This window comes from Cellulomonas sp. P4_A2 (assembly GCF_056402515.1).
The window spans coordinates 47,213-72,836 of sequence record NZ_JBFUHG010000009.1 but is presented as its reverse complement, the minus strand read 5'-3'; the positions used below and the strand labels follow the sequence as shown (position 1 = coordinate 72,836).

General features: G+C 72.6%; 22 protein-coding genes. 14 read left to right on the top strand and 8 right to left on the bottom strand.

All coding sequences use genetic code 11. The annotated features are described in order from the left end of the window. Positions 1–3 precede the first annotated feature (3 nt). Positions 4–546, bottom strand: a complete 543-nt coding sequence (locus tag AC1DUE_RS11345; RefSeq protein ID WP_477039523.1) for a hypothetical protein — start codon at positions 544–546, stop codon at positions 4–6. Positions 547–659: 113 nt separating this feature from the next. Between AC1DUE_RS11345 and AC1DUE_RS11340 the strand changes: the two genes are divergently transcribed. From AC1DUE_RS11340 to AC1DUE_RS11330, 3 genes are all read left to right on the top strand, one after another. Continuing rightward, positions 660–1,460, top strand: a complete 801-nt coding sequence (locus AC1DUE_RS11340; RefSeq protein ID WP_477039522.1) for a lysophospholipid acyltransferase family protein — start codon at positions 660–662, stop codon at positions 1,458–1,460. A 78-nt stretch (positions 1,461–1,538) separates the two neighbouring features. Then, positions 1,539–2,759, top strand: a complete 1,221-nt coding sequence (locus AC1DUE_RS11335; protein ID WP_477039521.1) for a pyrophosphate--fructose-6-phosphate 1-phosphotransferase — start codon at positions 1,539–1,541, stop codon at positions 2,757–2,759. Next, the gene (locus AC1DUE_RS11330) at positions 2,756–4,111 is read left to right on the top strand and encodes a class II 3-deoxy-7-phosphoheptulonate synthase (RefSeq protein ID WP_477039520.1); all 1,356 of its coding nucleotides are present in this window, start codon (positions 2,756–2,758) and stop codon (positions 4,109–4,111) included. Before AC1DUE_RS11335 ends, AC1DUE_RS11330 begins: the two co-directional genes overlap by 4 nt. A 39-nt stretch (positions 4,112–4,150) precedes the next feature. Here the strand turns inward: AC1DUE_RS11330 and pknB are convergent, their stop codons facing one another. Both pknB and AC1DUE_RS11320 read right to left on the bottom strand, forming a co-directional pair. After that, positions 4,151–6,178: a Stk1 family PASTA domain-containing Ser/Thr kinase gene (gene pknB, locus AC1DUE_RS11325; RefSeq protein ID WP_477039519.1), complete on the bottom strand. Its 2,028-nt coding sequence runs from the start codon at positions 6,176–6,178 to the stop codon at positions 4,151–4,153. 31 nt (positions 6,179–6,209) lie between these two features. After that, positions 6,210–7,364, bottom strand: coding sequence for a LysM peptidoglycan-binding domain-containing protein (locus AC1DUE_RS11320; protein WP_477039518.1), 1,155 nt, complete (start codon positions 7,362–7,364; stop codon positions 6,210–6,212). A 142-nt stretch (positions 7,365–7,506) separates the two neighbouring features. On the opposite strand from AC1DUE_RS11320, the gene AC1DUE_RS11315 reads away from it, so the two are divergent. Continuing rightward, a complete protein-coding gene (locus tag AC1DUE_RS11315; protein WP_477039517.1) occupies positions 7,507–7,920 on the top strand; it encodes an Rv2175c family DNA-binding protein in 414 nt (137 codons plus the stop codon). A gap of 154 nt (positions 7,921–8,074) precedes the next feature. Here AC1DUE_RS11315 and AC1DUE_RS11310 read toward each other — a convergent pair whose 3' ends face one another. Continuing rightward, entirely contained in the window at positions 8,075–9,196 is a 1,122-nt protein-coding gene (locus tag AC1DUE_RS11310; RefSeq protein ID WP_477039516.1) for a polyprenyl synthetase family protein, read from the bottom strand. 10 nt (positions 9,197–9,206) lie between these two features. Next, complete coding sequence (locus AC1DUE_RS11305; protein WP_477039515.1) at positions 9,207–9,740, bottom strand: hypothetical protein; 534 nt, start codon at positions 9,738–9,740, stop codon at positions 9,207–9,209. A 143-nt stretch (positions 9,741–9,883) separates the two neighbouring features. On the opposite strand from AC1DUE_RS11305, the gene AC1DUE_RS11300 reads away from it, so the two are divergent. The 3 genes from AC1DUE_RS11300 to AC1DUE_RS11290 all read left to right on the top strand — a co-directional run bounded on the left by AC1DUE_RS11300 (position 9,884) and on the right by AC1DUE_RS11290 (position 13,311). Next, positions 9,884–11,002 carry a DUF4192 domain-containing protein gene (locus AC1DUE_RS11300; protein ID WP_477039514.1) on the top strand — a complete coding sequence of 373 codons (1,119 nt, stop codon included), beginning with the start codon at positions 9,884–9,886 and terminating at the stop codon, positions 11,000–11,002. Positions 11,003–11,116: 114 nt separating this feature from the next. Beyond that, positions 11,117–11,506 (top strand): universal stress protein, encoded by a 390-nt coding sequence (locus AC1DUE_RS11295; protein ID WP_477039513.1) that lies wholly within the window; start codon positions 11,117–11,119, stop codon positions 11,504–11,506. Positions 11,507–11,709: 203 nt separating this feature from the next. Further along, positions 11,710–13,311, top strand: coding sequence for an RNA polymerase sigma factor (locus AC1DUE_RS11290; RefSeq protein ID WP_477039512.1), 1,602 nt, complete (start codon positions 11,710–11,712; stop codon positions 13,309–13,311). On the opposite strand, the gene AC1DUE_RS11285 is transcribed toward AC1DUE_RS11290, so the two are convergent. After that, positions 13,299–13,562, bottom strand: a complete 264-nt coding sequence (locus AC1DUE_RS11285) for a hypothetical protein (protein ID WP_477039511.1) — start codon at positions 13,560–13,562, stop codon at positions 13,299–13,301. The genes AC1DUE_RS11290 and AC1DUE_RS11285 overlap by 13 nt on opposite strands. Positions 13,563–13,648: 86 nt before the next feature. Next, a complete protein-coding gene (locus AC1DUE_RS11280) occupies positions 13,649–13,858 on the bottom strand; it encodes a DUF7455 domain-containing protein (RefSeq protein WP_477039510.1) in 210 nt (69 codons plus the stop codon). Between the two features lie 217 nt (positions 13,859–14,075). On the opposite strand from AC1DUE_RS11280, the gene AC1DUE_RS11275 reads away from it, so the two are divergent. The 4 genes from AC1DUE_RS11275 to AC1DUE_RS11260 all read left to right on the top strand — a co-directional run bounded on the left by AC1DUE_RS11275 (position 14,076) and on the right by AC1DUE_RS11260 (position 18,564). Beyond that, on the top strand, positions 14,076–16,202 hold the full coding sequence (locus AC1DUE_RS11275) for a DNA gyrase/topoisomerase IV subunit B (RefSeq protein ID WP_477039509.1): 2,127 nt from the start codon (positions 14,076–14,078) through the stop codon (positions 16,200–16,202). A gap of 22 nt (positions 16,203–16,224) precedes the next feature. Further along, a complete protein-coding gene (locus AC1DUE_RS11270) occupies positions 16,225–16,584 on the top strand; it encodes a DUF2200 domain-containing protein (protein WP_477039508.1) in 360 nt (119 codons plus the stop codon). A gap of 47 nt (positions 16,585–16,631) precedes the next feature. Then, positions 16,632–17,660 carry a GNAT family N-acetyltransferase gene (locus AC1DUE_RS11265; protein ID WP_477039507.1) on the top strand — a complete coding sequence of 343 codons (1,029 nt, stop codon included), beginning with the start codon at positions 16,632–16,634 and terminating at the stop codon, positions 17,658–17,660. A 118-nt stretch (positions 17,661–17,778) separates the two neighbouring features. Then, positions 17,779–18,564, top strand: a complete 786-nt coding sequence (locus AC1DUE_RS11260) for a lysoplasmalogenase (protein ID WP_477039506.1) — start codon at positions 17,779–17,781, stop codon at positions 18,562–18,564. Here the strand turns inward: AC1DUE_RS11260 and AC1DUE_RS11255 are convergent. Then, positions 18,536–21,010: a DNA gyrase/topoisomerase IV subunit A gene (locus tag AC1DUE_RS11255; RefSeq protein ID WP_477039505.1), complete on the bottom strand. Its 2,475-nt coding sequence runs from the start codon at positions 21,008–21,010 to the stop codon at positions 18,536–18,538. The two genes, AC1DUE_RS11260 and AC1DUE_RS11255, sit on opposite strands and share 29 nt — an antisense overlap. 103 nt (positions 21,011–21,113) lie before the next feature. Between AC1DUE_RS11255 and AC1DUE_RS11250 the strand changes: the two genes are divergently transcribed. Genes AC1DUE_RS11250 through AC1DUE_RS11240 form a run of 3 tightly spaced genes read left to right on the top strand, consistent with a single transcriptional unit; the run spans position 21,114 to position 25,605 of the window. Next, positions 21,114–23,795, top strand: coding sequence for a bifunctional acetate--CoA ligase family protein/GNAT family N-acetyltransferase (locus AC1DUE_RS11250; protein ID WP_477039504.1), 2,682 nt, complete (start codon positions 21,114–21,116; stop codon positions 23,793–23,795). After that, positions 23,792–24,409, top strand: a complete 618-nt coding sequence (locus tag AC1DUE_RS11245) for a DUF5998 family protein (protein ID WP_477039503.1) — start codon at positions 23,792–23,794, stop codon at positions 24,407–24,409. Before AC1DUE_RS11250 ends, AC1DUE_RS11245 begins: the two co-directional genes overlap by 4 nt. Next, positions 24,406–25,605, top strand: coding sequence for an alkaline phosphatase family protein (locus AC1DUE_RS11240; RefSeq protein WP_477039502.1), 1,200 nt, complete (start codon positions 24,406–24,408; stop codon positions 25,603–25,605). Before AC1DUE_RS11245 ends, AC1DUE_RS11240 begins: the two co-directional genes overlap by 4 nt. Positions 25,606–25,624: the final 19 nt, after the last annotated feature.

Genomic DNA, 25,624 nt, shown 5'->3' with positions numbered 1-25,624 from the left:
CTCTCAGACGACGGCACCCGTGTCGTCGTCCTCGGGGTCGCGGCGGTTGGGCATGCGCCAGAGCAGCACGGCCACGCCCAGGACGAACACGACGCCGGCCGCCTGGATCAGGGCGGGAGGTGCGGCCGGCCAGGCGATGACCACGACGAGCAGGAAGAGCGGCATGCCCACCGCGGCGATCCACGCCATCGTGAGCAACGGGTCTCCGCCGAGCACCGGGCCGGGGTCCGGAGGCACGAAGTGCTCGCCCGCGTCGACGGCTGCCTCCGCCTCGTCGAACTGGGCCGTCCCCTCCCAGTCGCGGCCCGAGAGGTCCGGCGCCGGACGCACGACGCGGCTGTCCGCGACCCACGGGGCGACCGGGAAGTCGAGGGGCCTGGTGCTCTCGGGCTCCACCGGCGTCGAACCGTCGTAGCCGTCGATGTCCCCGAGCTGCGCGACGATGCCGTTCCAGACGTCCTCGTCGGAGGGCGGACCGGTCCCTTCGGGGACGTCCGCGCCGTGCGGCGGGACTCCGTCGTCGGGGTCGTCGGGGCGTGGTGCCATGAGAGCACTCTAGAGTCGTGCCGAGCGGTCGGCGTGGCACGTGGGGGCCTGGCACGTGCGAGCTCTGGCTCGGGTGAGCGCACAGTCCGTGGGTCGGGTCGAGAGGTGAACCGTTGTTCTACTGGTTGATGAAGCGGGTGTTCGTCGGTCCGCTGCTGCACCTGATCTACCGCCCGTGGGTGCGCGGCGCCGAGAACGTGCCCGAGGAGGGTGCCGCGATCCTCGCGAGCAACCACCTCGCCGTCATCGACTCGTTCTTCCTGCCCCTGGTCCTGGACCGCGAGCTCGTCTTCATCGGCAAGCAGGAGTACTTCACGGGATCGGGCGTCAAGGGCCGGCTGACGGCAGGGTTCATGCGCGGTGTCGGCACCATCCCGGTGGACCGCGGCGGCGGCAAGGCCAGCGAGGCAGCCCTGCGCACGGGCCTGCGGCGGCTGAGCGACGGCGACCTGTTCGGCATCTACCCCGAGGGCACCCGCAGCCCGGACGGCCGCCTGTACCGCGGCAAGACGGGGATCGCGCGCCTCGCGCTCGAGTCCGGCGCACCGGTCGTGCCCGTCGCCATGGTCGGCACGGACGAGGCGCAGCCGCCCGGGCGCCGGATCCCCAAGGTCATGCGCATCGGCGTCGTCATCGGCGAGCCGCTCGACTTCAGCCGCTACCAGGGCATGGAGAACGACCGGTTCATCCTGCGCTCGGTCACCGACGAGATCATGTACGCGATCATGGCGCTGTCCGGCCAGGAGTATGTCGACGTGTACGCGGCCACCCAGAAGGCGCGCATCGCGACCGGCCACCCCGCCGTGGCGGGGGACGCCACGGACCACCTGCCCGCCGCCCCCGGCGSACGCCCGGTGCCGGACGTCCAGGTACCGGTACCGCCCGAGGGCGAGCCCGAGACGTCAGTAGGATGACCCGGTCGGTCTGAGCGCCGGCTTCTGGGGCGCGCCGCTGCCCGTGCGCGCCGATGGTGTCAACGAGAGGTGTTTCTCATGTCGGTTCGTCGCGTCGCCCTCCTGACCGCAGGTGGCTTCGCTCCGTGCCTGTCGTCCGCCGTCGGCGGGCTCATCGAGCGCTACACGGAGATCGCTCCCGACATCGAGATCATCGCGTACGAGCACGGCTACTACGGTCTCCTGCGCGGCGACAAGATCGTCATCGACGACGAGACGCGCGCCAAGGCCGGGATCCTGCACAGGTTCGGCGGCTCGCCCATCGGCAACTCGCGCGTCAAGCTCACCAACGCGGCCGACTGCGTCAAGCGCGGCCTGGTGAAGGAGGGCGAGGACCCGCTGCAGGTCGCCGCCGAGCGCCTGAAGGCCGACGGCGTCGACGTGCTGCACACCATCGGTGGCGACGACACGAACACGACGGCGGCGGACCTCGCCGCCTACCTGCACGACAACGGCTACGAGCTGACCGTGGTCGGCCTGCCCAAGACGATCGACAACGACGTCGTGCCGATCAAGCAGTCCCTCGGCGCGTGGACCGCGGCCGAGGAGGCCGCCGGGTTCGCCGCGAACATCATCGGCGAGCACCGCTCCGGCCCGCGCATGCTCATCGTGCACGAGGTCATGGGCCGGCACTGCGGGTGGCTCACCGCCGTCGCGGCGGCGGACTACCGCACGTGGCTCGACACCCAGGAGTGGGTCCCGGGCATCGGTCTGACGCGCGAGCGCTGGGACATCCACGCGGTGTTCCTGCCCGAGCTCGCGCTCGACATCGACGCCGAGGCCGCCCGCCTCAAGACGGTCATGGACACCCAGGGCAACGTCAACATCTTCCTGTCCGAGGGTGCCGGCATGCACGAGATCGTCGACCAGCTCGAGTCCTCGGGCACCGAGGTGCTGCGCGACGCGTTCGGTCACGTGCGCCTCGACACGATCAACCCCGGTCAGTGGTTCGCCAAGCAGTTCGCCGAGAAGCTGGGCGCCGAGAAGGTCATGGTGCAGAAGTCCGGCTACTACTCGCGCGCCGCTGCCGCGAACGCCGAGGACCTGCGCCTGATCAAGTCGATGACGGACCTGGCCGTCGAGTGCGCGCTGCGTGGCGAGTCCGGCGTGATCGGTCACGACGAGGAGCAGGGCGACGTGCTGCGCGCGATCGAGTTCCCGCGCATCGCCGGCGGCAAGGCGTTCGACGTGTCCCAGCCGTGGTTCGGCGAGCTGCTCGCGGACATCGGCCAGGACCTCGTCCCGGCGAGCCACTCATGACCGTCGAGCCGGACCCGCAGGTCGTCGCCGGGCTGGACGCCTGGCGCTCGATGTCGCCGGTCCAGCAGCCGCAGTGGCCCGACGCGGTCGCCCTGGCCCGGGTCACCGACAAGCTCGCGACCGTCCCGCCGCTCGTGTTCGCTGGCGAGGCGGACGCGCTGCGCTCCCAGCTGGCCGCGGCCGGCCGCGGTGAGGCGTTCCTGCTGCAGGGCGGCGACTGCGCGGAGACGTTCAACGAGGCCACGGCGGACAACATCCGCAACAAGATCAAGACGATCCTGCAGATGGCGGTCGTCCTGACCTACGGTGCGAGCCTGCCCGTCATCAAGATGGGCCGGATGGCCGGGCAGTACGCCAAGCCCCGCTCGTCGGACAGCGAGACCCGCGACGGCGTCACGCTGCCCGCGTTCCGCGGCGACATCATCAACGGCTTCGAGTTCACGCCCGAGGCCCGCACGCCGGACCCGCAGCGGCTGCTCGAGGCGTACCACACGTCCTCGTCGACGCTGAACCTGATCCGTGCGTTCACCACGGGCGGCTTCGCCTCGCTGCTGCGCGTGCACGAGTGGAACCGCGGCTTCATGGCGAACCCGGCGTACTCCCGCTACGAGGAGATCGCCGCCGAGATCGACCGCGCGATCCGCTTCATGGCGGCCTGCGGCGCCGACTTCGACGCCCTGCGCACGGTCGAGTTCTTCGCCAGCCACGAGGGTCTGCTGCTCGACTACGAGCGACCCCTCACGCGGATCGACTCGCGCACCGGCCTGCCGTACGACTGCTCCGGCCACTTCGTCTGGATCGGCGAGCGGACCCGTCAGCTCGACGGCGCGCACGTGGACTACTTCTCGCGCGTGCAGAACCCGCTGGGCATCAAGCTGGGCCCGACGACGACCGGCGACGACGCGCTCGCGCTCATCGACAAGCTCAACCCGAGCGGCGAGGCAGGGCGCATCACCTTCATCACGCGCATGGGTGCCGGCAAGGTCCGCGACCTGCTGCCGTCCCTCGTCGAGAAGGTCACCGCCGACGGCCGTCCCGTCACCTGGGTGTGCGACCCGATGCACGGCAACGGCATCACGTCGGCCTCCGGGTACAAGACCCGCCGGTTCTCCGACGTCATGGACGAGGTCGCCGGCTTCTTCGAGGTGCACCGCGGGCTGGGCACCGTCCCGGGCGGGCTGCACATCGAGCTGACGGGCGACGACGTCACCGAGGTGCTGGGTGGCACCGAGGAGATCGACGACGAGGGCCTGTCGCGGCGCTACGAGACCCTCGTCGACCCCCGCCTGAACCACCAGCAGTCGCTGGAGATGGCGTTCCAGGTGGTCGAGCTCCTGCGCGCGGCCAGCTGACCCGAGCTGGACGGTCCGCCCGGCCGAGCGCCGGGCGGGCTACCAGATCGTGACGGTGACGGTGGAGCCCTTCGGCGCCTGAGTCCCGGCGCCGGTGTCCTGGAAGCGCACCTTGTTGAAGATCCCGCCCAGGTACTTCTGACCCTTGTAGACGAGGCCGGCGCTCTCGAGCGCGGCCTGCGCGTCCTCGCTGCTCTTGCCCACGACGTCGGGCACGGTGACGAGCTCGGGACCCTTGGACACGTTGACCGTGATCGTGTCGCCGCGGTGCCCCTGCGCGCCCTGTGCGGGCACCTGGTCGATGATCAGGCCCGCAGGCACGTCGCCGTTGAACACCTCGGTCGGCGCGAGCTTCAAGTTGTCGGGAGCGACCAGCTTCGTGGCGTCCTCGACCGAGAGGTTCACCACCGAGGTGATCGTCACGGGCGCCGGACCGTTCGAGATGACGAGCGTGACGACCGCGTGCCGCGTGATGCTCGCGCTGGGCTCGGCGGGCGTGATGCCGTCCGGCATGGTCGCGCTGATGACGTTGCCCGCCGGCACGGTGTCGCTGTCCTGGGCCGTGCCGAGGTTCGGGGTCAGCTCGGCGGCCGTGAGCGCCGCCTCGGCGTCCGCCTGGGGCACGCCGACCAGACCGTCCGGGACGACGACGAGGTCGGGGCCCTTGGACACGACGAACGTGACGGTCCCGCCCTTGCGGATGCGGCTGCCCTCACCCGGGTCGGTCGAGAACACCTCGTTGATCGGCGCGTCGGAGCTGAACTCCTTCGTCGCGTTCGCCTCGAGCCCGGCGTTCTCCAGGATCTGGGTCGCGTGCGCCTCGTCCTGCCGCACGATCGTCGGGACCGTGGTGTACGCGCCCGGGCCGTACTCCACGTACCACCAGGCCGCACCCCCGATCAGGGCCGCGAGCAGGCCGAGCAGGATGATCCAGCGGGCGGTGTGCCGCTTCTTGACCGGGGGCGGACCGCCCTGGTCGAGCTCCGCGGCGCTGACGCCCAGTCCGATCGGGAGGGCGACGGTCGCGCCGCGCGCGTCGGACTCCAGCCGAGTCGTCTCGGCCTGGTCGCTGGAGACCTCCTCGAGAGCGTCCTGCGACGCGTCGTCGACCTCGGCCTCCGCCTCCGGGCTCAGGTCGGTCTCGTCGGGGTCGGTCGCGGCCGGCAGGACGATCGAGGGTGCGATGTCCGCGCGTCGCTCGAGGGTCTCCTCGTCCAGGGCCAGGCGCGTCCTGCGCAGCAGCGCGAGGGCCGCACCCGCGTCGACCGGGCGGTCGTCGGGGTCGCGGGCCGCGAGCGAGCGGACGACCTCGTCGATCTCGATCGGCAGCCAGCTCACCAGCTCCGACGGGGCGGGGACGTCGTTGTTGACGTGCTGGAACGCGACCTGGATCGGGGTCTCGCCGGTGAACGGCTGACGGCCGGTCAGCATCTCGAAGAGCAGGATGCCGCACGCGTAGACGTCGGTGCGCGCGTCGGACAGGCCGCGGGTGACCAGCTCCGGCGCCAGGTAGGCGACCGTGCCCAGCACGGTTCCCGTCGTCGTCGAGGTGACCTCGGTGACCGCGCGGGCCAGGCCGAAGTCGGCCAGCTTGACCCGCCCGTCGGTGGCCAGCAGCACGTTCTCGGGCTTGATGTCGCGGTGCACGAGCTCGCCGCGGTGCGCCGTCGCCAGGGCGTCGAGCACGCACTCGCCGATCCGGAGGGCGTCCCCGACGGTCAGCGCGCCGCGCTCGCCGAGGTAGCGGCGCAGGTTCGAGCCGTCGACGTACTCCATCGTCAGATAGCTGGTCTCGCCGTCGACGCCCTGGTCGTACACGGCGACGAGCCCCGGGTGCGTCAGGCGGGCGGCGGTCCGGGCCTCGCGGCGGAACCGGGCGACGAAGTCGGTGCCGGACGCCCCCTCGGCGAGGTGCGCGTGCATGACCTTGAGCGCCACGTCCCGGTCCAGGCGGCGGTCGACCGCGAGGTACACGGTCGCCATGCCGCCACGCGCGATGCGGGACACGACTTCGTACCGGCTGTCGACCAGGCGGCCGACGAGCGGATCGGTGACGGTTGTTCCCACGCGCAGGAGTCTACGGGCGCAGGACCGGCTGTCAGTGGAAGCGCGTCATGTGGGTCTGCACGTTCGCGACATAGCGACGGGTGTCCGCAAACATCCCGTTGCGCTTCACGGACGTGGCGCCCTGGTAGTACCCGGCGATCGCCGTCGGCAGGTCGGGCGCGTTCGAGACGAGGGACCGCAGGATCGCGACGCCCGCGATCACGTTGTCGTCGGGGTCGACGAGGTTCAGCGGGCGCCCGACGAGGTCGGAGGCCCAGGCCCCGGAGCTCGGGATGACCTGCATGGTGCCGATCGCGTTCGCCGGCGAGACGACGGCGTGGTTGAAGCCCGACTCCTGGAAGGCGACCGCCTGCGCGAGCGCGGGGTCGACGCCCATCGCCCTCGCGGTCGCCGCGATCTTCGCCTGCATCTGGCTCTTGGTCGGGACCGACGTGCCGCGCAGGGCGGCCAGGTTCGCGTTGGCCGCCGCGACGACCTGGTCGGAGTAGGTCCGTCCGGCGAAGGTGTTGCCGACCGACGCCGAGACCGGTGCGGGGACCGGGACGGTCAGGGTCTGTCCGATGCGGATGAGCGCGCGCGCGTCGAGCCCGTTCGCGGCGATGATCTCGGGCACCGAGGAGCCGAGCTTCGTCGCGATCCCGGTGACCGTGTCGCCCGACCTCACCGTGTACGCGGTGGAGCTGGCGGCCTGCGCGACGGCAGCGGGCGCCGGAGCAGGCGCGGCCGCGGACGCCGCACCCGGGATGGTCAGGGTCTGGCCGATCCGGATCATGGCGCGCGCGTCCAGGCCGTTCGCCGCGATGACCGCCTGCACGCTCGTGCCGTAGCGCGCGGCGATGCGGCCGACGGTGTCGCCCGAGACGACGGTGTAGCCCACGGCAGCGGGCGCGGGTGCTGCTGCGGGGGCGGGTGCGGCCGCCGCGGCGCCCGTCGGGATCGTGAGGACCTGGCCGATGCGGATGCGCGACACGTCGGCGAGCGCGTTCGCGCGGGCGATGGCGGCCACCGTGCTCCCGCTGCGGGCCGCGATGTGGCTGACCGTGTCTCCGGACCGGACCGTGACCTGCTCGTCGGCGTGGGCGGCCCCACCGGTCGCCGTCGCGGCGATCGCGACCAGCGCGAGCGCACCCGTCCCGGTGGCGGCGCGGCGGAGCCCGACGGAACGGGCTGCAGCGGACTGGGCCATGGCGCACCTCATGTTGCGAAAGTAAAGAGAAGGGTCCTGTGTGACAGGAGTGAACAAAAGTGACGGTAGCCCACGGATTCCGGCCTGGAAAGCGCGGGGCGGAATTGCCGAGGTGTAATTCCCGGATGCGTACTCTGGTCGGGTGAACGCATCTGCAGACGCCCTGGACCTCCTCGTAGGTGAGTGGCTCACCGTCCCCGACGTCGCCGACCGCCTCGGCACGGACCCCTCGAAGGTTCGTCGGATCGTCCAGGAGCGCCGCATCGTGGGCACCCGCCGCGGGGACCCGCGCGTCTTCTCGATCCCGGCGTCGTTCCTGGTCCCGGGGCATCTGGCCAACCCCGCGCAGCCGACGCAGCCCGAGGCGCACGAGCCGTGGACCGTCCTCGCCTCGCTGCAGGGCACGCTCACCGTGCTGTCCGACGCCGGGTTCTCCGACGAGGACGCCATCGAGTGGCTTTTCACCGCGCAGGACGCGCTGCCCGGGACGCCGATCGACGCGCTGCGGGCGGGTCGCAAGACCGAGATCCGGCGCCTGGCGGCCGCCGAGCTCTAGAGGTCAGGCGCGTCGGTCCACCGCTGTGTTCGGGAGCGGCGGGCCGTTGTGCCTCAGGCGCGCCGGTCCACCGCGTTGTTGGTGAGCGGCGGGCCGTTGTGCCCTCAGGCGCGTCGGTCCACCGCTGTGTTCGGGAGCGGCGGGCCGTTGTGCCTCAGGCGCGCCGGTCCACCGCCGCATGCGCCAGGCCGACCAGCTGGCCTCGCGCCGGGTCCGGCCAGCGCCGTGCGTCGATGAGGTCGAACGCGGTTCCGGAGAGCTCCTCGATGAGCTGCTCGATGTCGTCCGGCGCGCCCGTGGCCTTGATCGCGTCGGCCACCTGGGTGACATCCGCGTCGGAAAGGCCGCGATCACCCAGACGGGTGCGCAAAAGAGTGACGGTCGCCTCGTCGCCGACCGCGCGGGCCCGCGCGACCGCCCGGGCCGTGAGTACGGTGCGCTTCCCCTCCCGCAGGTCGTCGCCGGCGGGCTTGCCCGTCGCGACAGGGTCGCCGAAGACGCCGAGCAGGTCGTCACGCAGCTGGAACGCCTCTCCGAGCGGCAGGCCGAGGGCCCGGCACGCGGCGAGGGCCGGCTCGTCCGCGTCGGCGAGCGCCGCACCGAGCGTGAACGGGTGCTCGACGCTGTAGCGCGCGGCCTTCGCGCGGATGACCTCCCGGGAGCGGACCTCGTCGGCGGCCGGGTCGTCGCCCCACGGGAGCGCCTGGGCAAGGACGTCGAGGTACTGCCCGACCGTGACCTCGGTACGCATGAGGTCGAAGACCGCCCGTGCGCGCTCGGCCCGCTGCACGGGCTGCGTCGCGAGGGCGCCGGCGAACTCCTGCTCGCTGGCGACCAGCGTCAGGTCGCCGAGCAGGATCGCGGCCGACATGCCGAACCGCTCGGCGTCACCGGTCAGACCGTGCGCGTCGTGCAGGGCGGCGAAGGCCCGGTGTGCCGCTGGGAAGCCGCGTCGCGTGTCGGAGTCGTCCATCACGTCGTCGTGGAAGAGTGCCGCGGCCTGGAACAGCTCGAGCGCCGCTCCGACACGGATCACCGCGTCGGCCTCGGCGCTGCCTGCACGGCCGCCGTGGGCGCGCCAGGACCAGTAGCAGAACGCGGCCCGCAGCCGCTTGCCGCCCGAGAGCATCTGCGCGACCGCGTCCGCGAGCCGGTCCGCGTCGCCGCTCGCGGCCGCGAGGACGGTGCGCAGCTGCGCGACGTGCCGCGCCAGGACCGCGTCGACACGAGCACGGACGTCCTCGACGTCGACGAGGGCGGGGGTCGAGGGAGTCACGCCGGGCAGCCTACGGCGCGGGCAGCCGCACCCGCCCGCCGAGGGTCATGGTGCGCACGCCGTCGCGGTCGAGGATGCCGACGACGAGCAGCTCGGAGCCGTCGGCGCGGGAGAACGTCGACTGCGCGGACAGCCCGGGCTCGGCGGCCGGGGGAGCGCCCGCGACGAATCCGGCGGCGACGAGCGGGGCACTGACGGCGGCGAGCAGGGTCGCGGTGTCCGCCTGCGAACGCAGGTTCAGGCTCACCTCGGTGAGGTCCGTGCCCTCCACGGGCTCGGCCGACGAGACCAGCACCTCGGCGCCGTCCGGCACCGGGATCAGGTCGACGGGGAATCCGTCGACCACCTTCCCGACGGCGGAGTGCGGGCTGTCGGCCCCCGGCAGGAGGGTCTCCGTCGGGCTCGGCGACGCCGTCACGGCGGTCGAGCCGGTGGCGGTCGCGACGCCGGGACTGCTCGTCGTGCAGCCCGCCGCGCCGAGCACGGTGACGGCGACCGCAGCCACTGCTGCTGCGCGCGCGACGAGGGTGGACCGGCTGGGCATCGGGTCAGGTTAGCGGGCCGGGATGTGCGACCGGACATCGCTCGACCGGAGCCGACGCGACCACAACCCTCGCCTCGGCACGGCTCGCCCACAGAACTGCGGTGCGGCCGTCACGGCGGTCCTCGGGCCGGTGGGCTGGGCCCATGGAGATCACCACAGTCCGCATGAGGGAGGCCCGCGAGCTGCTCGCACTGGTCCCGCACCGGCTCGGCTTCCGTCCGCGGGACAGCGTCGTGGCCGTCAGCCTGCGGGCGCCACGCGGGCGGGTCGGGCTGGTCGTGCGGGTCGACCTGCCGCACCTCGCGGACCCGCATCAGGGTCCTGCCCTCGCCCGCCGGCTCCTCGCCTACCTCGGACGGGACGACGCCGAGAGCGGGGTCCTCGTCCTCTACACGGACGACGACCCGCGCGGTGTCGCGGGCCCGGCGCMGCGCGCKGCGCGACATTTCCGGGACGCGGCCGAGCCGTCGCTCGGTGACGTGCCGGCGTGGGTCGTGACGGACACGGGGTACTTCTCGCTGGACTGTGTCGACGACTGCTGCCCGCCCGGCGGCCGGCCGCTCGTCGACCTCGACTCGACCCAGATCGGTGCGCAGCTGGTGCTCGCGGGCTCCGCGGTCGCCGACTCGCGCGCAGACATCGCCCGCATCCGGTCGGCGGGAGCCGAGCGCCGACGCACGGTCGCGCGGGCTCGACGGCGGTGGGAGACCCATCGTGAGGAGGCGCTGGTGTGCGGTCCGGGGGCCGTGGCGTCGTGGCGCCTCGACTCGGTCGTCGCGTGGCGCGAGGTCGTACGACGGGTGTCGGCGGCGGACGGTGCGGGCCGCCGCGTGCCGTGGGGGAGGCTCGAGGCGGGCCTCGACGACCGCCTGGTGCGCGACGCGGTGCTCGTCGCGCTCGTGCCCGGGACCGACGACCTGGCCGAGAGGGTCGTGGCTGCGGGCTCCGACGGCCTCGACGACGCGCTCGGTGCCGCGATGGCGAAGATCATCGACCCGTCCCGGGCCGTGGACCCTCCGGAGCCGGAGACGACGGCGCACGAGGCGGCCTTGGAGGGGGTCGTCGCCCACGGTCGGGCCGGCGCGCAGGCGCCCGCACTGACGCTGCTGGCCCTGCTGGCGTGGTGGCGGGGCGACGGTGCGCGAGCCGGGGTGCTCCTGGACCGCGCGCTCGCCGCGGAACCGGGCTACCGGCTGGCAGCGCTCCTCGGCGACGCGCTCGGGGCCGGCATCCCACCCGGGTGGGTACGGCGGTCCGGCTGACCCGCGACGGCCGTTCCCACCTGGGGTTTCGACGCTCCGACGATGCGGTCGTGGTGCAGGCCCGCCTCGGGTACGGTCACGGAGGGGCCAAGTCGACGTGGACGGGAGAGACCGATGGGAATCGTGGTGGGTTATCTGGCCACCTCCGAAGGTCGGGCAGCTCTCGAGGCGGCGGTCGACGAGGCACGAGTGCGTCAGACTCCGGTCGTCGTGGTCGTCAGCGCGCGTCCGGGCGAGCCCGCGGACGAGCGCGCGAGCGTGGAGGCCGACCTCGACCAGGTCCGGGCTCGCCTCACCGAGGCCGGCATCGATCACGAGGTCCGGCTCCTGGAGAGCGGTGACGTCGCAGACGACCTCATCTCGACCGCCGAGCAGGTGGGCGCCCAGCTGATCGTCCTCGGACTTCGTCGGCGCAGCCCGGTGGGCAAGCTCATCCTGGGAGCCAACGCCCAGCGCGTCCTGTTCGACGCGGCGTGCCCCGTGCTCACCGTGAAGCCGACCTGACGCCGTCCTGCGACGGCTCGCCGGGTTGGTCCGGGCGGGAATCTCTGGCGGCGCTCGTCCGTTGTAAGCGTGCAACCCCGCAAAATCCGCCCCTGGCGGTCGTCTCGTCGTGCCCGAGGTAACGGCGAGAGGCCCGCGAGGTCGGTACAATATCTATCTAGACTCCCGGCCCCTCCCGGTGTCGCGTTGCCGAAAGGTCGTTCGTGTCGTCCCAGACCCCGCACCCCGCACTTCCGCGTGAGTTCGAGCACCCCGCTCTGCAGGAGCTCGTCCTTCGCGGCCGCACGCACGGCACGGTCGGTGCCGAGGAACTGCGCACCGCGTGCGAGCAGGCCGACGTCCAGGACGCCAAGCGCCTGCGCGCCGTCGTCCGCGGCCTCGCGACGGCCGGCATCGGTGTCTCCGAGCCCGCCGCCCCCACGGCCAAGCCGGCCCGCGTCGCCGCTGCGACCAGCGCCAAGGCCCGTCCGACGGCCAAGGCAGTCGTGGCGGCCGAGGAGAGCGCGGGCGCGACGACGACCCGTCGCCGGGCGACCGCGACGGCCGACCCGGACGCGCCCGCCGCTGCCAAGCCGAAGACGACGCGTGCCAAGGCAGCTCCGGCCGCCAAGACGACGACCGCCAAGGCAACGGCCGCCAAGGCCGGCGACGCCGAGCCGTCCGAGGACGAGCCCGTCGAGGGCGAGGAGATCGACATCGAGGACATCGAGGTCGTCGACGTCGTCGCCGAGGTGAGCGAGGTCGTCGAGGCCGTCGAGGTCGCTGACGAGGACGACGAGTCCGAGGACGGTGAGAAGAAGCCCGCCGCCAAGGAGGAGGAGTCCGAGGACAGCGGCTTCGTCTACTCCGACGCCGACGACGACGACGCCCCGGCCCAGCAGGTCGTGACCGCCGGCGCCACAGCCGACCCGGTCAAGGACTACCTGAAGCAGATCGGCAAGGTCGCGCTGCTGAACGCCGAGCAGGAGGTGGACCTGGCCAAGCGCATCGAGGCGGGCCTGTTCGCCGACGAGCGGCTGAACTCGGGCGTCACCATGGAGCCCAAGATCAAGCGCGAGCTCGAGTGGATCGCCAACGACGGCCGCCGCGCCAAGAACCACCTGCTCGAGGCCAACCTGCGACTCGTCGTCTCGCTGGCCAAGCGCTACACGGGCCGCGGCATGCTGTTCCTGGACCTGATCCAAGAGGGCAACCTCGGTCTGATCCGCGCGGTCGAGAAGTTCGACTACACCAAGGGCTACAAGTTCTCGACGTACGCCACCTGGTGGATCCGTCAGGCGATCACCCGCGCCATGGCCGACCAGGCCCGCACCATCCGTATCCCGGTGCACATGGTCGAGGTCATCAACAAGCTCGCGCGCGTCCAGCGCCAGATGCTCCAGGACCTGGGCCGCGAGCCCACGCCGGAGGAGCTGGCCAAGGAGCTCGACATGACGCCCGAGAAGGTCGTCGAGGTCCAGAAGTACGGCCGCGAGCCCATCTCGCTGCACACGCCGCTCGGCGAGGACGGCGACAGCGAGTTCGGTGACCTCATCGAGGACTCCGAGGCCGTGGTCCCGGCCGACGCCGTGAGCTTCACGCTTCTCCAGGAGCAGCTGCACCAGGTGCTCGACACGCTCTCGGAGCGCGAGGCCGGCGTCGTGTCGATGCGGTTCGGCTTGACCGACGGTCAGCCCAAGACGCTCGACGAGATCGGCAAGGTCTACGGGGTGACGCGCGAGCGGATCCGGCAGATCGAGTCGAAGACCATGTCGAAGCTGCGCCACCCGTCGCGGTCGCAGGTCCTGCGCGACTACCTGGACTGACGCGCCAGCAGCACCGAACGAACGCACGACGAGGCCCGGACCGGTTGGTCCGGGCCTCGTTGCGTCAACCGGCGATCTTCGGCTTCATCGGGGTGACGGACGTCGAGCTCGTCTACGGCCAGCCGTGGCGCGGTGCGCCCGAGCAGCGCCAGGCTGCGCTGGCCGGGCGACATGCAGGCTCGCGCGCTCGTGACGAGCGCTGCCTGGGCCGACGTCGCGGCGGAGCGCGTGTCAGCCGCGTCGTAGATCACGCACGGCTCGTCGACCCGGAGACGGACGAGGCCCGGACCATTGCGGTCCGGGCCTCGTCGCCGTCTTCGGTTGGTGCCGTGCGCGCTCAGGTGGCGGCGCCGGCTCCTGCTCCGTGCTCGGCCAGCAGGCGGTCGGTCTCGTCCTGCACGTGGGTGGCGAGCGCGGCGAACTTCGGCGCGTGCTCGCGCGCGTGGTGCGCGCAGAACAACAGCTCTCCGACCGGGAGGATGACCCGGACATAGGCCTGCGCGCCGCAGCGGTCGCAGCGGTCGGCCGCGGTCAGTGGTTGCGTCATGGTGCCCGTCACACGTCCATACAACCATCTCGTTCCCCGTTTGTAGGCACCCAGAGCGGGTGGTTCGCTCACCGCGTAGTGGACTGTGACCGTCCCGAAACAAATCGAGATCTGCCGTAACAGGACGAGAAGCGGACATACCGCGAGATAGCGGCCCCCGCGCGTCGCAGCGGCATGGCAGCGGGGCCATGTGGGGACCGACGGATACGATCGGCCGGTGACAACGACCTCCTCGCAGTCCGGCTACACGGCCCGCCACCTGTCGGTGCTGGAGGGCCTCGAGGCGGTGCGCAAGCGCCCGGGCATGTACATCGGGACCACGGACAGCCGCGGCCTGATGCACTGCCTGTGGGAGATCATCGACAACTCGGTGGACGAGGCCCTGGCCGGCCACGGCGACCGGATCGACATCGTGCTGCACGCGGACGGCTCGGTCGAGGTCCGCGACAACGGTCGCGGGGTGCCGGTCGACGTCGAGCCGAAGACGGGCCTGACGGGTGTCGAGGTCGTCTACACCAAGCTCCACGCGGGCGGGAAGTTCGGCGGCGGCTCGTACGGCGCGTCGGGCGGTCTGCACGGTGTCGGCGCCTCGGTCGTCAACGCGCTGTCCTCGCGCCTCGACGTCGAGGTCGACCGCAACGGCCGCACGCACCGCATGACGTTCCGCCGGGGCGAGCCGGGCACGTTCGACGACCGCGGCGGCATCGGGCCGGACTCTGCCTTCGAGCCCTTCGTCTCGGGCTCGTCGCTCGAGCTGGGCGGGAAGGTCGCGCGTGCGAAGACCGGCACGCGCGTGCGGTACTGGGCAGACCCGCAGATCTTCCCCAAGACGGCGGTCTTCGCCTACGACGAGCTGGTCACGCGGGCGCGGCAGACGAGCTTCCTGGTGCCGGGCCTGACGCTCATGGTGCGCGACGAACGCCGCATCGCCGGTACGCCGGGCGCCGACGGCCCCCACGAGGAGACGTTCCTGCACAGCGGCGGCGTCGTGGACTTCGTCGACCACCTGGCCCCGGACCCGGCGGTCACCGAGACGTGGCGCCTGACCGGGTCGGGCACGTTCCACGAGACCGTCCCGGTGCTCGACGAGCGCGGGCACATGACCGCGCAGGAGGTGGCGCGGACCTGCGAGGTCGACGTGGCGCTGCGCTGGGGGACCGGCTACGACACCGAGGTCCGCAGCTTCGTCAACATCATCTCGACCCCCAAGGGCGGGACGCACATGGCCGGCTTCGAGGCCGGGCTGCTGCGCACGCTGCGCAAGCAGGTCGAGGCGAACGCGCGCCGGCTGAAGATCTCGGCACGGGACACCTCGGAGCGGATCGACAAGGAGGACGTCCTGGCGGGGATGACCGCCGTCGTGACGGTCCGCCTGGCGGAGCCGCAGTTCGAGGGGCAGACCAAGGAGGTCCTCGGCACGGGTGCGGTGCGGGCCATCGTCGCGCGCGTGATGGACACGGAGCTCGCGGCGATCTTCGCGTCGCCCAAGCGGGACCACAAGGCGCAGTCGTCGCTGCTGCTCGACAAGATCGTCGGCGAGATGCGCGCCCGCCTGTCCGCGCGCAAGCAGAAGGAGATCTCGCGCCGCAAGAACGCCCTGGAGACCAGCTCGTTGCCCGCCAAGCTGGCGGACTGCCGGTCGGACGACGTGGGCCGCAGCGAGCTGTTCATCGTCGAGGGCGACAGCGCCCTGGGCACGGCCAAGCTGGCCCGCAGCTCGGACTTCCAGGCGCTCCTGCCCATCCGCGGCAAGATCCTCAACGTCCAGAAGGCGTCCGTCTCGGACATGCTCAAGAACGCCGAGTGCGCGGCGATCATCCAGGTGGTCGGCGCGGGTTCGGGCCGCACGTTCGACCTGGAGGCGGCGCGCTACGGGAAGATCGTGCTGATGACCGACGCCGACGTCGACGGCGCGCACATCCGGACCCTGCTGCTCACGCTCCTGTTCCGGTACATGCGCCCGCTCGTCGAGGACGGGCGCGTGTACGCCGCCGTGCCCCCGCTGCACCGCATCGAGGTGATCGGCGGCGGTGGGCGCAAGAACGAGTACGTGTACACGTACTCCGAGGCCGAGCTCGCGGCCACCCTGAAGAAGCTGGATCGTGCCGGCAAGCGCTACAAGGACGACATCCAGCGCTACAAGGGCCTGGGCGAGATGGACGCCGACCAGCTGGCCGAGACGACGATGGACCCGCGGCACCGCACGCTGCGCCGGGTCACGGTCGAGGGTGCGCAGCGGGCCGAGGAGATCTTCGAGCTGCTCATGGGCTCGGACGTCGCTCCGCGCAAGGACTTCATCGTCGCCGGTGCGGACGGGCTCGACCGCAGCCGCATCGACGCCTGAGTCGGGACGGAAGGACGGGACGTTGGCAGGACACCGCATCTTCGGCATGAGCTTCGCCAGCATCTACCCGCTCTACGTGAAGAAGGTCGAGCGCAAGGACCACCACAAGGACGAGGTGGACGAGGTCATCACGTGGCTCACGGGCTACGACGAGGGCGGCCTCCAGAAGGCGATCGCCGACGAGATCGACCTGGAGACGTTCTTCGCGCAGGCGCCCGGCCTGAACCCGCACGCCTCGCAGATCACAGGCGTCATCTGCGGGATGCGCGTCGAGGAGATCGAGGACCCCTTGATGCAGAAGATCCGATACATGGACAAGCTCGTCGACGAGGTGGCCCGCGGCAAGAAGATGACCTCGATCCTGCGCGGGTCGGCCTCCTAGGCACTTTTCGGTTGCCCGGCGGGGCCCCGCCCGGAATCGTGGTCGTCGTGAACGCCACCGAGACCCCCATCGCCGAGCGCGCCGCTGCACCGGCCGAGCTCCCGTCGCTCGACGGGCTCGCCGGCCTGGTCTGGCGGCCGCTGACCCGCGACGACGTCGCCGAGCTGACCCGGTTGCTGACGGCGATCGAGGAGGCCGACCACGCGCCGTACCGCACGTCGCAGGGGGAGGTCGACGAGCACTTCGACGGCGAGTGGAAGAACCACGAGCTCGACACGCTCGGGGCCGTCGACGCCGACGGACGGTTCCGCGCGTACGCGCAGGTGAACCAGCCCCCCGGCGACACCCGTGTGGTGCGGGCGTTCCTCGACGGCGGGGTCGACCCGCTGTGGCGTGGACGCGGGATCGGCCGCGAGCTGCTCGCGTGGTCGATGGGCCGGGGCCGCCAGAAGATCGCCGAGGCGGGCAAGGAGCTACCGGCCCGGATCGCAGTCTTCACCGACGACGACGCCCCGACCAAGATCCGCCTGCTGCGCGCGTCCGGCTTCGCTCCTGCGCGCTTCTACGCGGAGATGAAGCGTCCCCTCGACGTCGCGCTGCCGGACATCCCCGCACCGGACGGCATCTCGATCGTGCCCTGGACGCCCGAGCTGGACGACCAGGTGCGGCTCGCGCACAACGAGGCGTTCGCCGACCACTGGGGCAGCGAGCCGCGTACCGCGCAGGAGTGGGCGCAGGGACGCAGCATGTTCGCGCCCACCTGGAGCTTCGCCGCGGTCGACGACGCGACGGGTGAGGTCGCGGGCTACCTGCTCTCCGGCCGCTACGAGCAGGACTGGGAGATCACCGGGTACAGCGCGGGCTACACCGAGCTGCTCGGCGTCCGCCGGGCCTGGCGCGGCCGGCACCTCGCGGGTGCGTTGCTCAGCGCCGCGATGACGGCCTACAAGGCCGATGGGATCGAGTACGCCGAGCTCGGCGTCGACACCGCCAACCAGTCGGGCGCACACCGGCTGTACACGAACCTCGGCTATGTCGTCTTCCACAGCTCGACGATGTTCGCGATCGACCTCTGACACCTCACCCGCAGGGCCGTCATGGAGACGGCTCGGGGCGCGTTAGCATCGGGCGCGGCGGGACGACGACGTCTCGCGCTGCTGCCGGTCGACGTCGCCCGGCGTCGAGGAGGTCGTGGTGGGACGGACGTTGTCCTGGGCCGCACGCATCTGGGCCGCGGCCTTCGTGGTCGTCGCGCTCGTCCAGGTGTCGGCGGAGTGGGTCGGTGCCGACGGTGTGGCTCGCGTCGCGCAGTGGGCTCTCATGCCCGTGCTGGCGGGCACGCTCGTCTCCGCCACGCGGTGGCCGCGCGGGCACCTGGTGACCTGGGTGCTCGTCGCGCTCGGCTTCTCCTGGCTCGGCGACCTCCTGCCCTCCTTCGTCGGCGACGACGCGTCCTTCCTGGTGATGGTCGGCTTCTTCCTGCTCGCGCAGGTGGCATTCGTCGTCGCGTTCGCACCGGACGCGCGGCGCTCGGTCCTGCACCGGCGGCCTGTGCTCCTGCTGCCGTACGCGGCCGTGCTCGTCGGCATGGTCGGCGCGTGCGCGGGCGGCGCCGGCGACCTGCTGGTCCCCGTCGCCGTGTACGGCGGCTGCCTGACCGCGATGGCGGTCCTGTCCACCGGCGTCGGTCGGCTCGCAGGGATCGGCGGCGCCGTGTTCCTGGTGTCCGACGGTCTGATCGCGCTCGGCGAGTTCGTCCCGGCGTGGAACCTGCCGCACCAGGACTTCTGGGTCATGCTCACCTATGTCGTCGCGCAGGCGCTGATCGCGGCGGCCGTCGTCGAGCGCAACGCCCGGCAGCGGCGGGCGCCCGAGCGGGCACCGCGGCCGGTGGTGAGCCGGCCGAGCGTGCCCGACAACGTGGTCTCGATGGTCCGCGCGGCGCGGACGCTCAGCCGACCGCGTGTACCGGCGCGCTGAGGGCCGTCCCGGACATGTCGCGACGCGGGTCGAGCGCGGGCAGCTCGATCGGCTGACCGCCCGACCCCGAGGCCCAGGCCGGGCCGACGCCCACCCACGCGAGGATCAGGGCGTCCTCGTTGCGCAGGAACCGGTGCGCCCGCACGCCGCCCGTGGCACGTCCCTTGGCCGGGTAGACCTCGAACGGGCTGACCTTGGCGGACCCGGCCTGCGTCCCCGGGAGGGCACCGGAGGCACCGGCGACGGTGACGACGACAGCCTGCGCGACGACGTCCGCGGCCACCGCTGCGAACGCGACGACCCGCTGGCCGGCCGCGAGCTTGATGCCGGCCATCCCGCCCGCGGCGCGTCCCTGCGGCCGCACGGCCGACGCGGCGAAGTGCAGCAGCGACGCGTCGGACGCGACGAGCACGAGCTCGTCGGTGTCAACGACGGCGACCGCGCCGACCACCTCGTCGCCGTCCTTGAGCGCGATGGCCTCCCACGCGTCGCGGTTGCCGGGTACGTCACCGGGCGCGACCCGCTTGACGGTGCCCTGCGCGGTCGCGAGCGCGAGCGTGGGGGCGTCGGCAGCGAGCGACGCCAGCCCGACCACGCGTTCGCGCGGCAGCAGCGTCACCACCTCGCCGAGCGGGACGCCTCCGGACAGGCTCGGGGTGCCGTCCGTGGGCGGGAGCGCGGGCAGGTCGAGCACGGAGACGCGCACGATGCGGCCCTGCGACGTCACGACACCGATCTCGGCGCGCGCCGTGGTGAGCACGGTCCCGGAGACCACGTCGTGCTTGGCGCGGCGCGCCCCCTCGACCCGGGCAGGGAGGTCCTCGGACGCGGTCCGGGCCAGGAGACCGGTCCCCGAGAGCAGGACCCAGCAAGGCGTGTCGGCGATCTCCAGAGGGGCTGCAGAACCGCGGGCCGCCGGTGCGCCGGTGACGGACGTGCCGCCGGCCGACTCCAGCAGGATCGTGCGGCGCGGCGTGCCGTAGGTGGCGGCGACCTCGGCCATCTCGTCCGAGACGAGGGTGCGCAGGCGGGCGTCGTCGGCCAGGATCTCGCGCAGCTCGGCGATCTCGGTCGCCAGCTGCTCCTGCTCCTTCTCCAGCTCGATGCGGGAGAACCGGGTCAGGCGGCGGAGCCGGAGCTCGAGGATGTACTCGGCCTGCGGCTCGGAGAGGTCGAAGACGCTGCGCAGGCGGGCGCGCGCCGTGTCGGCGTCGTCGGACGTGCGGATGACCTGGATGACCTCGTCGATGTCGACGATCGCGATGAGCAGGCCCTCGACCAGGTGCAGGCGCTCGAGCCGCTTGGCCAGCCGGAACTCCGAGCGCCGTCGCACCACGACGAGCCGGTGCTCCACCCACACCACCAGCAGCTCGCGCAGGCCGAGCGTCTTGGGCTGGCCGGCGACGAGAGCGACGTTGTTGATGGAGAACGAGTCCTCCAGCGGCGTGAACCGGTACAGCTGCTCCAGCACCGCCTCGGGCACGAAGCCGGTCTTCACCTCGATCACGAGCCGGAGACCGTGCGTGCGGTCGGTGAGGTCCATGGCGTCCGAGATGCCGGTGAGCTTCTTGGTCTGGACGCCCTCCTTGACCTTCTCGATGACCTTCTCCGGGCCGACGCCGTAGGGCAGCTCGGTGATGACGATGCCCTTGCGCTTGGGCGTGACGTTCTCGATGCGGGCGGTCGCCCGCGTCCGGAACGCGCCACGGCCGGTGCGGTACGCGTCGCGGACGCCGTCGAGGCCGACGATCTTGCCGCCGGAGGGCAGGTCGGGCCCGGGCACGAACCGCAGCAGGTCCTCGAGCGTCGCGTCCGGGTGCAGCACCAGGTGGCGGGCCGCCGCGATCACCTCGACGAGGTTGTGCGGGGCCATGTTCGTGGCCATGCCGACCGCGATGCCCGCGGCACCGTTGACCAGCAGGTTGGGGATCGCGGCCGGGAGGACCTCGGGCTGCTGGAGCTTGTTGTCGTAGTTCGGGACGAAGTCGACGACGTCCTCGTCGAGACCCGTGGTCATCGCCAGGGCGGCCGGTGCCATGCGCGCCTCGGTGTACCGGGGCGCGGCGGGCCCGTCGTCGAGCGAACCGAAGTTGCCGTGCCCGTCGATGAGGGGCAGGCGCAGGGAGAACGGCTGCGCGAGGCGGACCATCGCGTCGTAGATGGCGGTGTCGCCGTGCGGGTGCAGGCGGCCCATGACGTCGCCGACCACGCGCGCCGACTTCACGTACGGGCGGTCCGGGCGCAGGCCCATCTCCGACATCTGGAACAGGATGCGGCGCTGCACGGGCTTGAGGCCGTCGCGAGCGTCGGGCAGTGCGCGGGAGTAGATGACGGAGTAGGCGTACTCGAGGAACGAGCCCTCCATCTCCGTCGCGACGTCGATGTCGACGATGCGTTCGACGACGTCCTCGGGCGGGACGTCGGGGGTCGCGGGGCGACGCGCCATCGTTGGTGCTCCTCGGGGGCCGGACTGCTGTGCGGCGACCATTGTGGACCGTCCGCGGCCAAGTCCGGCTGCGGCGCGCAGGAGGCGCACTAGCCTGACGGACATGGCAGACGTCGACGACGACGCACCCGCGTACCCGGCCGGGTGGGAGGCGGACGTCGTGCTGCACGACGGGTCCACCACGCACATCCGGCCGATGCTGCCCAGCGACGCCGACGCGCTGCAGGCGTTCCACGTCGGCCAGTCGGAACGGTCGATCTACATGCGGTTCTTCGCCGCCATGGAGCGGCTCTCCGAGCGCGACCTGCAGCGCCTGGTCAACGTCGACCACGTGGACCGCGTCGCGCTCGTCGCCGTCGCGAACGCCGGCGACGTCGAGCACATCATCGGTGTGGCCCGCTACGACCGGATCGACGACGACGACGCCGAGGTCGCGTTCAACGTCGCCGACGCCCACCAGGGCCGGGGACTGGGCTCGGTGCTGCTCGAGCACCTGGCCGCGGCCGCCCGGGAGCGCGGGGTCGGGCGCTTCGTCGCCGAGGTGCTGCCCCAGAACGGCCGGATGATCTCGGTGTTCCGCGAGGCCGGCTACGTGGTGCGGCAGCGCACCGAGGACGGCGTCGTCGCGCTGAGCTTCGACATCGACCCGACCGATCGCTCGCTGGCCGTCATGGCGGACCGGGAGCACCGGGCCGAGGCGCGCTCGGTGCGGCAGCTGCTGGAGGCGCGCTCGGTCGTCGTGGTCGGTCCGGGCGTCGACGACGCGTCGCTCGTCGGGCGGCTCGCGGCGGGCGTGCTGGCCGACCTGCGTGCCGGTGAGCCCGACCTGGTCGTGCACACCGTGGGCGTGCCGGGTGCCCCGTCGCTCGCGCTCGTGGACGTGCTCGGACCCGTCGAGCTCGCGGTCGTCGCCGTGCCCGCGCAGGACGCGGTCGACGTGGTCCGGGACCTGGCGCCGCTCGGCGTGCGCGGGATCGTGCTCCTGTCCGCCGGGTTCGCCGAGGACGGGCCGGAGGGGCTCGAACGGCAGCGGGACCTCCTCCGTGTCGCGCACGGCTCCGGGATGCGCGTCGTCGGGCCCGGCTCGTACGGCCTGCTCGCGCACCGGGCGGGATCTCTGCTCAACGCCTCCCTGGCCCAGGTCCCGCCGCCCGCGGGCCGGATCGGGCTGTTCTGCCAGTCCGCCCCGATGGCCGTGGCCCTGCTGGCGGCCGTGCGGAGGCGGGGGATCGGGCTGTCGGAGTTCGTGTCCGCCGGCCACCGCGCCGACGTCTCGGGCAACGACCTCATGCAGTTCTGGGCTGACGACGAGGGCACGGACGTCGTCGGTCTCTACCTGGAGTCGATCGGCAACCCGCGCAAGTTCTCTCGCGTGGCCCGCCGGTTGTCGCAGCTCAAGCCGGTGATCGTGGTGACGGCGGGACGCTCCGGCCAGGTGGTCCCGCCGGGGCATGCCGTCCGTGCGACGCACGCTCCGCCGCGCACGCTGGCCGAGATGCTGCGCCAGGCCGGGGTCGTCCGCGTCGACAACACCCACCAGATGCTCGACGTCGCGCAGGTGCTCGCGCTCCAGCCGCTGCCGGCCGGCCGGCGCACCGCGATCCTCGCGAGCTCGGCCTCGACGGCGGCCCTCGTCGCGGAGGCCGCCACGGCGGCGGGGCTCGTCGCGTCGGGGCGGGTGGTCCTGCTGCCGGAGGACGCCGACGCCGGGCAGGTACGGGAGGCGGTCACGGCGTTGTACGACGACCCCGAGAGCGACGTCGTCGTCGCTGTGCGCATCCCGACCGTCGGCGGCCCCGACCCGGTGCTCCAGGCGGAGCTCGCGACGGCCGCGGCCCGCACCGGCCGCACCACGGTCGCCTGCATGGACGAGCTGCACGGCGTGACGTCCGAGCTCACGGCGACCGACGAGGCGGGCCGGGCGTGGACCGTGCCGGCCTACAGCACCCCGGAGGACGGCGCCCTCGCGCTCGGCCGCGCCGCCCGGTACGCGCAGTGGCGGTCGGCGGACCGCGGGCTGTCGTTGCACCCGGCCGGCGCCGACACGCGCACCGCTCGCCGGCTCGTCGCGGGCTGGCTCTCCCAGGACGGCGGCGCGGTCACCCTCGACCCCGAGCGGGTCGCGGCCCTGCTCGCGACCGTCGGCATCGACGTCGTGCCGTCGCACCTGGTGCAGGACGCCGACGAGGCCGTGGCCGCGGCCGAACGGATCGGCTGGCCGGTCGCGCTCAAGACCACGGTCTCGGCGCTGCGGCACCGGGCCGACCTCGGGGGGGTCCGGCTGGACATCGCCGACGAGGCCGAGCTGCGCGGGGACGTCGAGCAGGTGCTGGCCCTGGCCGCGACGCTCGACGCGGACGACCAGCCGCCGCTCGAGGTGCAGGCGATGGCGCCGCACGGGTCGGCGTGCGTCGTCCGCTCGGTCGAGGACCCGCTGTTCGGCCCGATCATCAGCTTCGGGCTGGCCGGCGACGCGTCCGACCTGCTCGGTGACGTCGCGTACGGCGTGCCGCCGCTCACGGACGTCGACGTCGCCGAGCTGGTGCGCTCGGCCCGGGCGGCTCCGCGGCTGTTCGGGTACCGCGGCCTGCCGGCGCTCGACGTCGGCGCCCTCGAGGAGCTCATCGCGCGCGTCGCGGTCCTGGCCGACGACCTGCCCGAGCTGCGCTCCCTCGAGCTCAACCCCGTCGTCGTCTCGGAGAGCGGGGCGGTCGTGCTGGGCGCGCGCGCCTCGGTCGCCCGTGCCGATCGTGCGGACGCGACCAGGAGGCTGTCCTCCACATGAGCAGCCCGTCCGGTCGCCGCGAGTGGGAGGATGTCCGGGTGTCCGCTCCTGCCACCGACCTGCGTGTCGACCTCCACCGTGCCGGCTACTACCCCGAGCTCGTCGGTGACGTGCTCGACGTGGCCCTCGCCGACGAGGACGTCGTCGCCCATCTGGTCCATCCCGAGACGACGTTCGACGCCGCCGAGGTGCGACGTCACGTCACCGTCCTCGTCCTGACACCGACCCGGCTCGTCGTCGCTCACGTGGACGACCATCCCGCCGACTCGGAGCACCCGTCGGCGAGCGCCTCGGCGACCACTGAGGCGGTCCCGCTGTCCGAGCTGAAGTCCGTCGCCCTGACCCACGTGGTCGGCCAGCCCGACCAGCACAAGGCCGGCACCGGAGCCTCCGAGCTGACCCTCGTGATCGGCTGGGGAGCGGTCTCCCGCGTCGACCTCGAGCCCGCCACGTGCGGCGACCCGAGCTGCGACGCCGACCACGGGCTCACGGGGACGCTCGCGCCGGACGACGTCGTGGTGCGCGTCAGCGCGCTGGCGGAGGGCGCGGAGCACGTGCGCGCCGCCACGGCGTTCGCGCGTCAGCTCTCGGCGGCCAGCGCCCGCGCCCGATGACGGACGTGGAGTCGGTCCTCACGACCGCGTCCAGGGATGCGCTCGCCGCCTTCGAGGCCGCGGACCTGGTCGCGCCGAGCTCGTCGTACCCCTGCCTCGGCAACGTCCTGCCGGCCGTGGCCGGGTCGCTCGGCGTCGACCTGCCCGGGATCGACAGTGCGCACTCGCAGGACCTCCTGGGACTGCCGGCAGCCTCGCGGGTCTGCGTCGTGCTGGTGGACGGGCTCGGGTACGCCAACCTGGCGGAGCGCGCGGGCCACGCACCGTTCCTGCGCCGCCAGCTCGGGGCGTCGACGCCCCTGACCAGCACGTTCCCGTCCACGACCGCGACGGCCATGGGCACGTTCGGCGTGGGGGTGCCGCCTGGTCGTACGGGGATGCTCGGGTACACCGTGCGCGATCCCGCCACCGGCCTGCTCGGCAACCTCGTGAGCTGGACCGGCCTGCCGCCCGCACGCGAGTGGCAGCGCGAGCCGACGATGTTCGAGCGGCTGACGGCCGCCGGCACCGCGGTGACGAGCATCGGTCCGGCGCGCTTCGCCGGTTCGGGGCTGACCGAGGCGGCGCTGCGCGGTCCGGACTACGCGCGTGCGGAGTCGCTCTCCGAGCGCGTCGACGCGACCGTCGCCGCGCTGCGCAGGCCCGGCATCGCGTACCTGTACTGGGGCGACGTCGACAAGGCGGGCCACCACCACGGCTGGGGCTCGCTGCAGTGGGGCGACGCGCTCGCCGAGCTGGACTTCGAGCTCGGACGGCTCGCCCGCAGCCTGCCCAAGGACACCCTCCTGCTCGTCACCGCGGACCACGGCATGGTCGACGTCGACCTGGGCCAGCGCTGGGACCTGGCGACCCACCCTGTGCTCGGCGCGGGCGTCGAGCTGGCGGCGGGGGAGCCCCGGGCGCTGCACCTGCACCTCGAGCGCGGCGCCGACCCCGAGGCGGTCGCCGGACGCTGGCGCGACGTGCTCGGCTCCGCCGCGGTCGTCGCGACCCGGGCGGAGGCGTCCGAGCACGGCTGGTTCGGCGAGGTCGCCGAGCACGTGGTGCCGATCATCGGGGACGTCGTCGTCGCGATGACCGGCCGCGCGACCGTCGTGGACTCGGCGACCCAGACGCCCGCCTCGCTCGAGCTCATCGGGGTACACGGATCGTTGACCCGGCTCGAGATGCTCGTGCCGTGCGTCGTCGTCGCATGATCATGCGTTGAAGGGCGGT

Coding starts and splice junctions, on each gene's coding strand:
- AC1DUE_RS11280 (WP_477039510.1), bottom strand. CDS start 13,858: ATGACGCAACCACTGACCGCGGCCGACCGCTGCGACCGCTGCGGCGCG.
- AC1DUE_RS11305 (WP_477039515.1), bottom strand. CDS start 9,740: ATGCCCAGCCGGTCCACCCTCGTCGCGCGCGCAGCAGCAGTGGCTGCG.
- AC1DUE_RS11240 (WP_477039502.1), top strand. CDS start 24,406: ATGACGGACGTGGAGTCGGTCCTCACGACCGCGTCCAGGGATGCGCTC.
- AC1DUE_RS11250 (WP_477039504.1), top strand. CDS start 21,114: ATGGCAGACGTCGACGACGACGCACCCGCGTACCCGGCCGGGTGGGAG.
- AC1DUE_RS11330 (WP_477039520.1), top strand. CDS start 2,756: ATGACCGTCGAGCCGGACCCGCAGGTCGTCGCCGGGCTGGACGCCTGG.
- AC1DUE_RS11335 (WP_477039521.1), top strand. CDS start 1,539: ATGTCGGTTCGTCGCGTCGCCCTCCTGACCGCAGGTGGCTTCGCTCCG.
- AC1DUE_RS11245 (WP_477039503.1), top strand. CDS start 23,792: ATGAGCAGCCCGTCCGGTCGCCGCGAGTGGGAGGATGTCCGGGTGTCC.
- AC1DUE_RS11345 (WP_477039523.1), bottom strand. CDS start 546: ATGGCACCACGCCCCGACGACCCCGACGACGGAGTCCCGCCGCACGGC.
- AC1DUE_RS11320 (WP_477039518.1), bottom strand. CDS start 7,364: ATGGCCCAGTCCGCTGCAGCCCGTTCCGTCGGGCTCCGCCGCGCCGCC.
- AC1DUE_RS11255 (WP_477039505.1), bottom strand. CDS start 21,010: ATGGCGCGTCGCCCCGCGACCCCCGACGTCCCGCCCGAGGACGTCGTC.
- AC1DUE_RS11295 (WP_477039513.1), top strand. CDS start 11,117: ATGGGAATCGTGGTGGGTTATCTGGCCACCTCCGAAGGTCGGGCAGCT.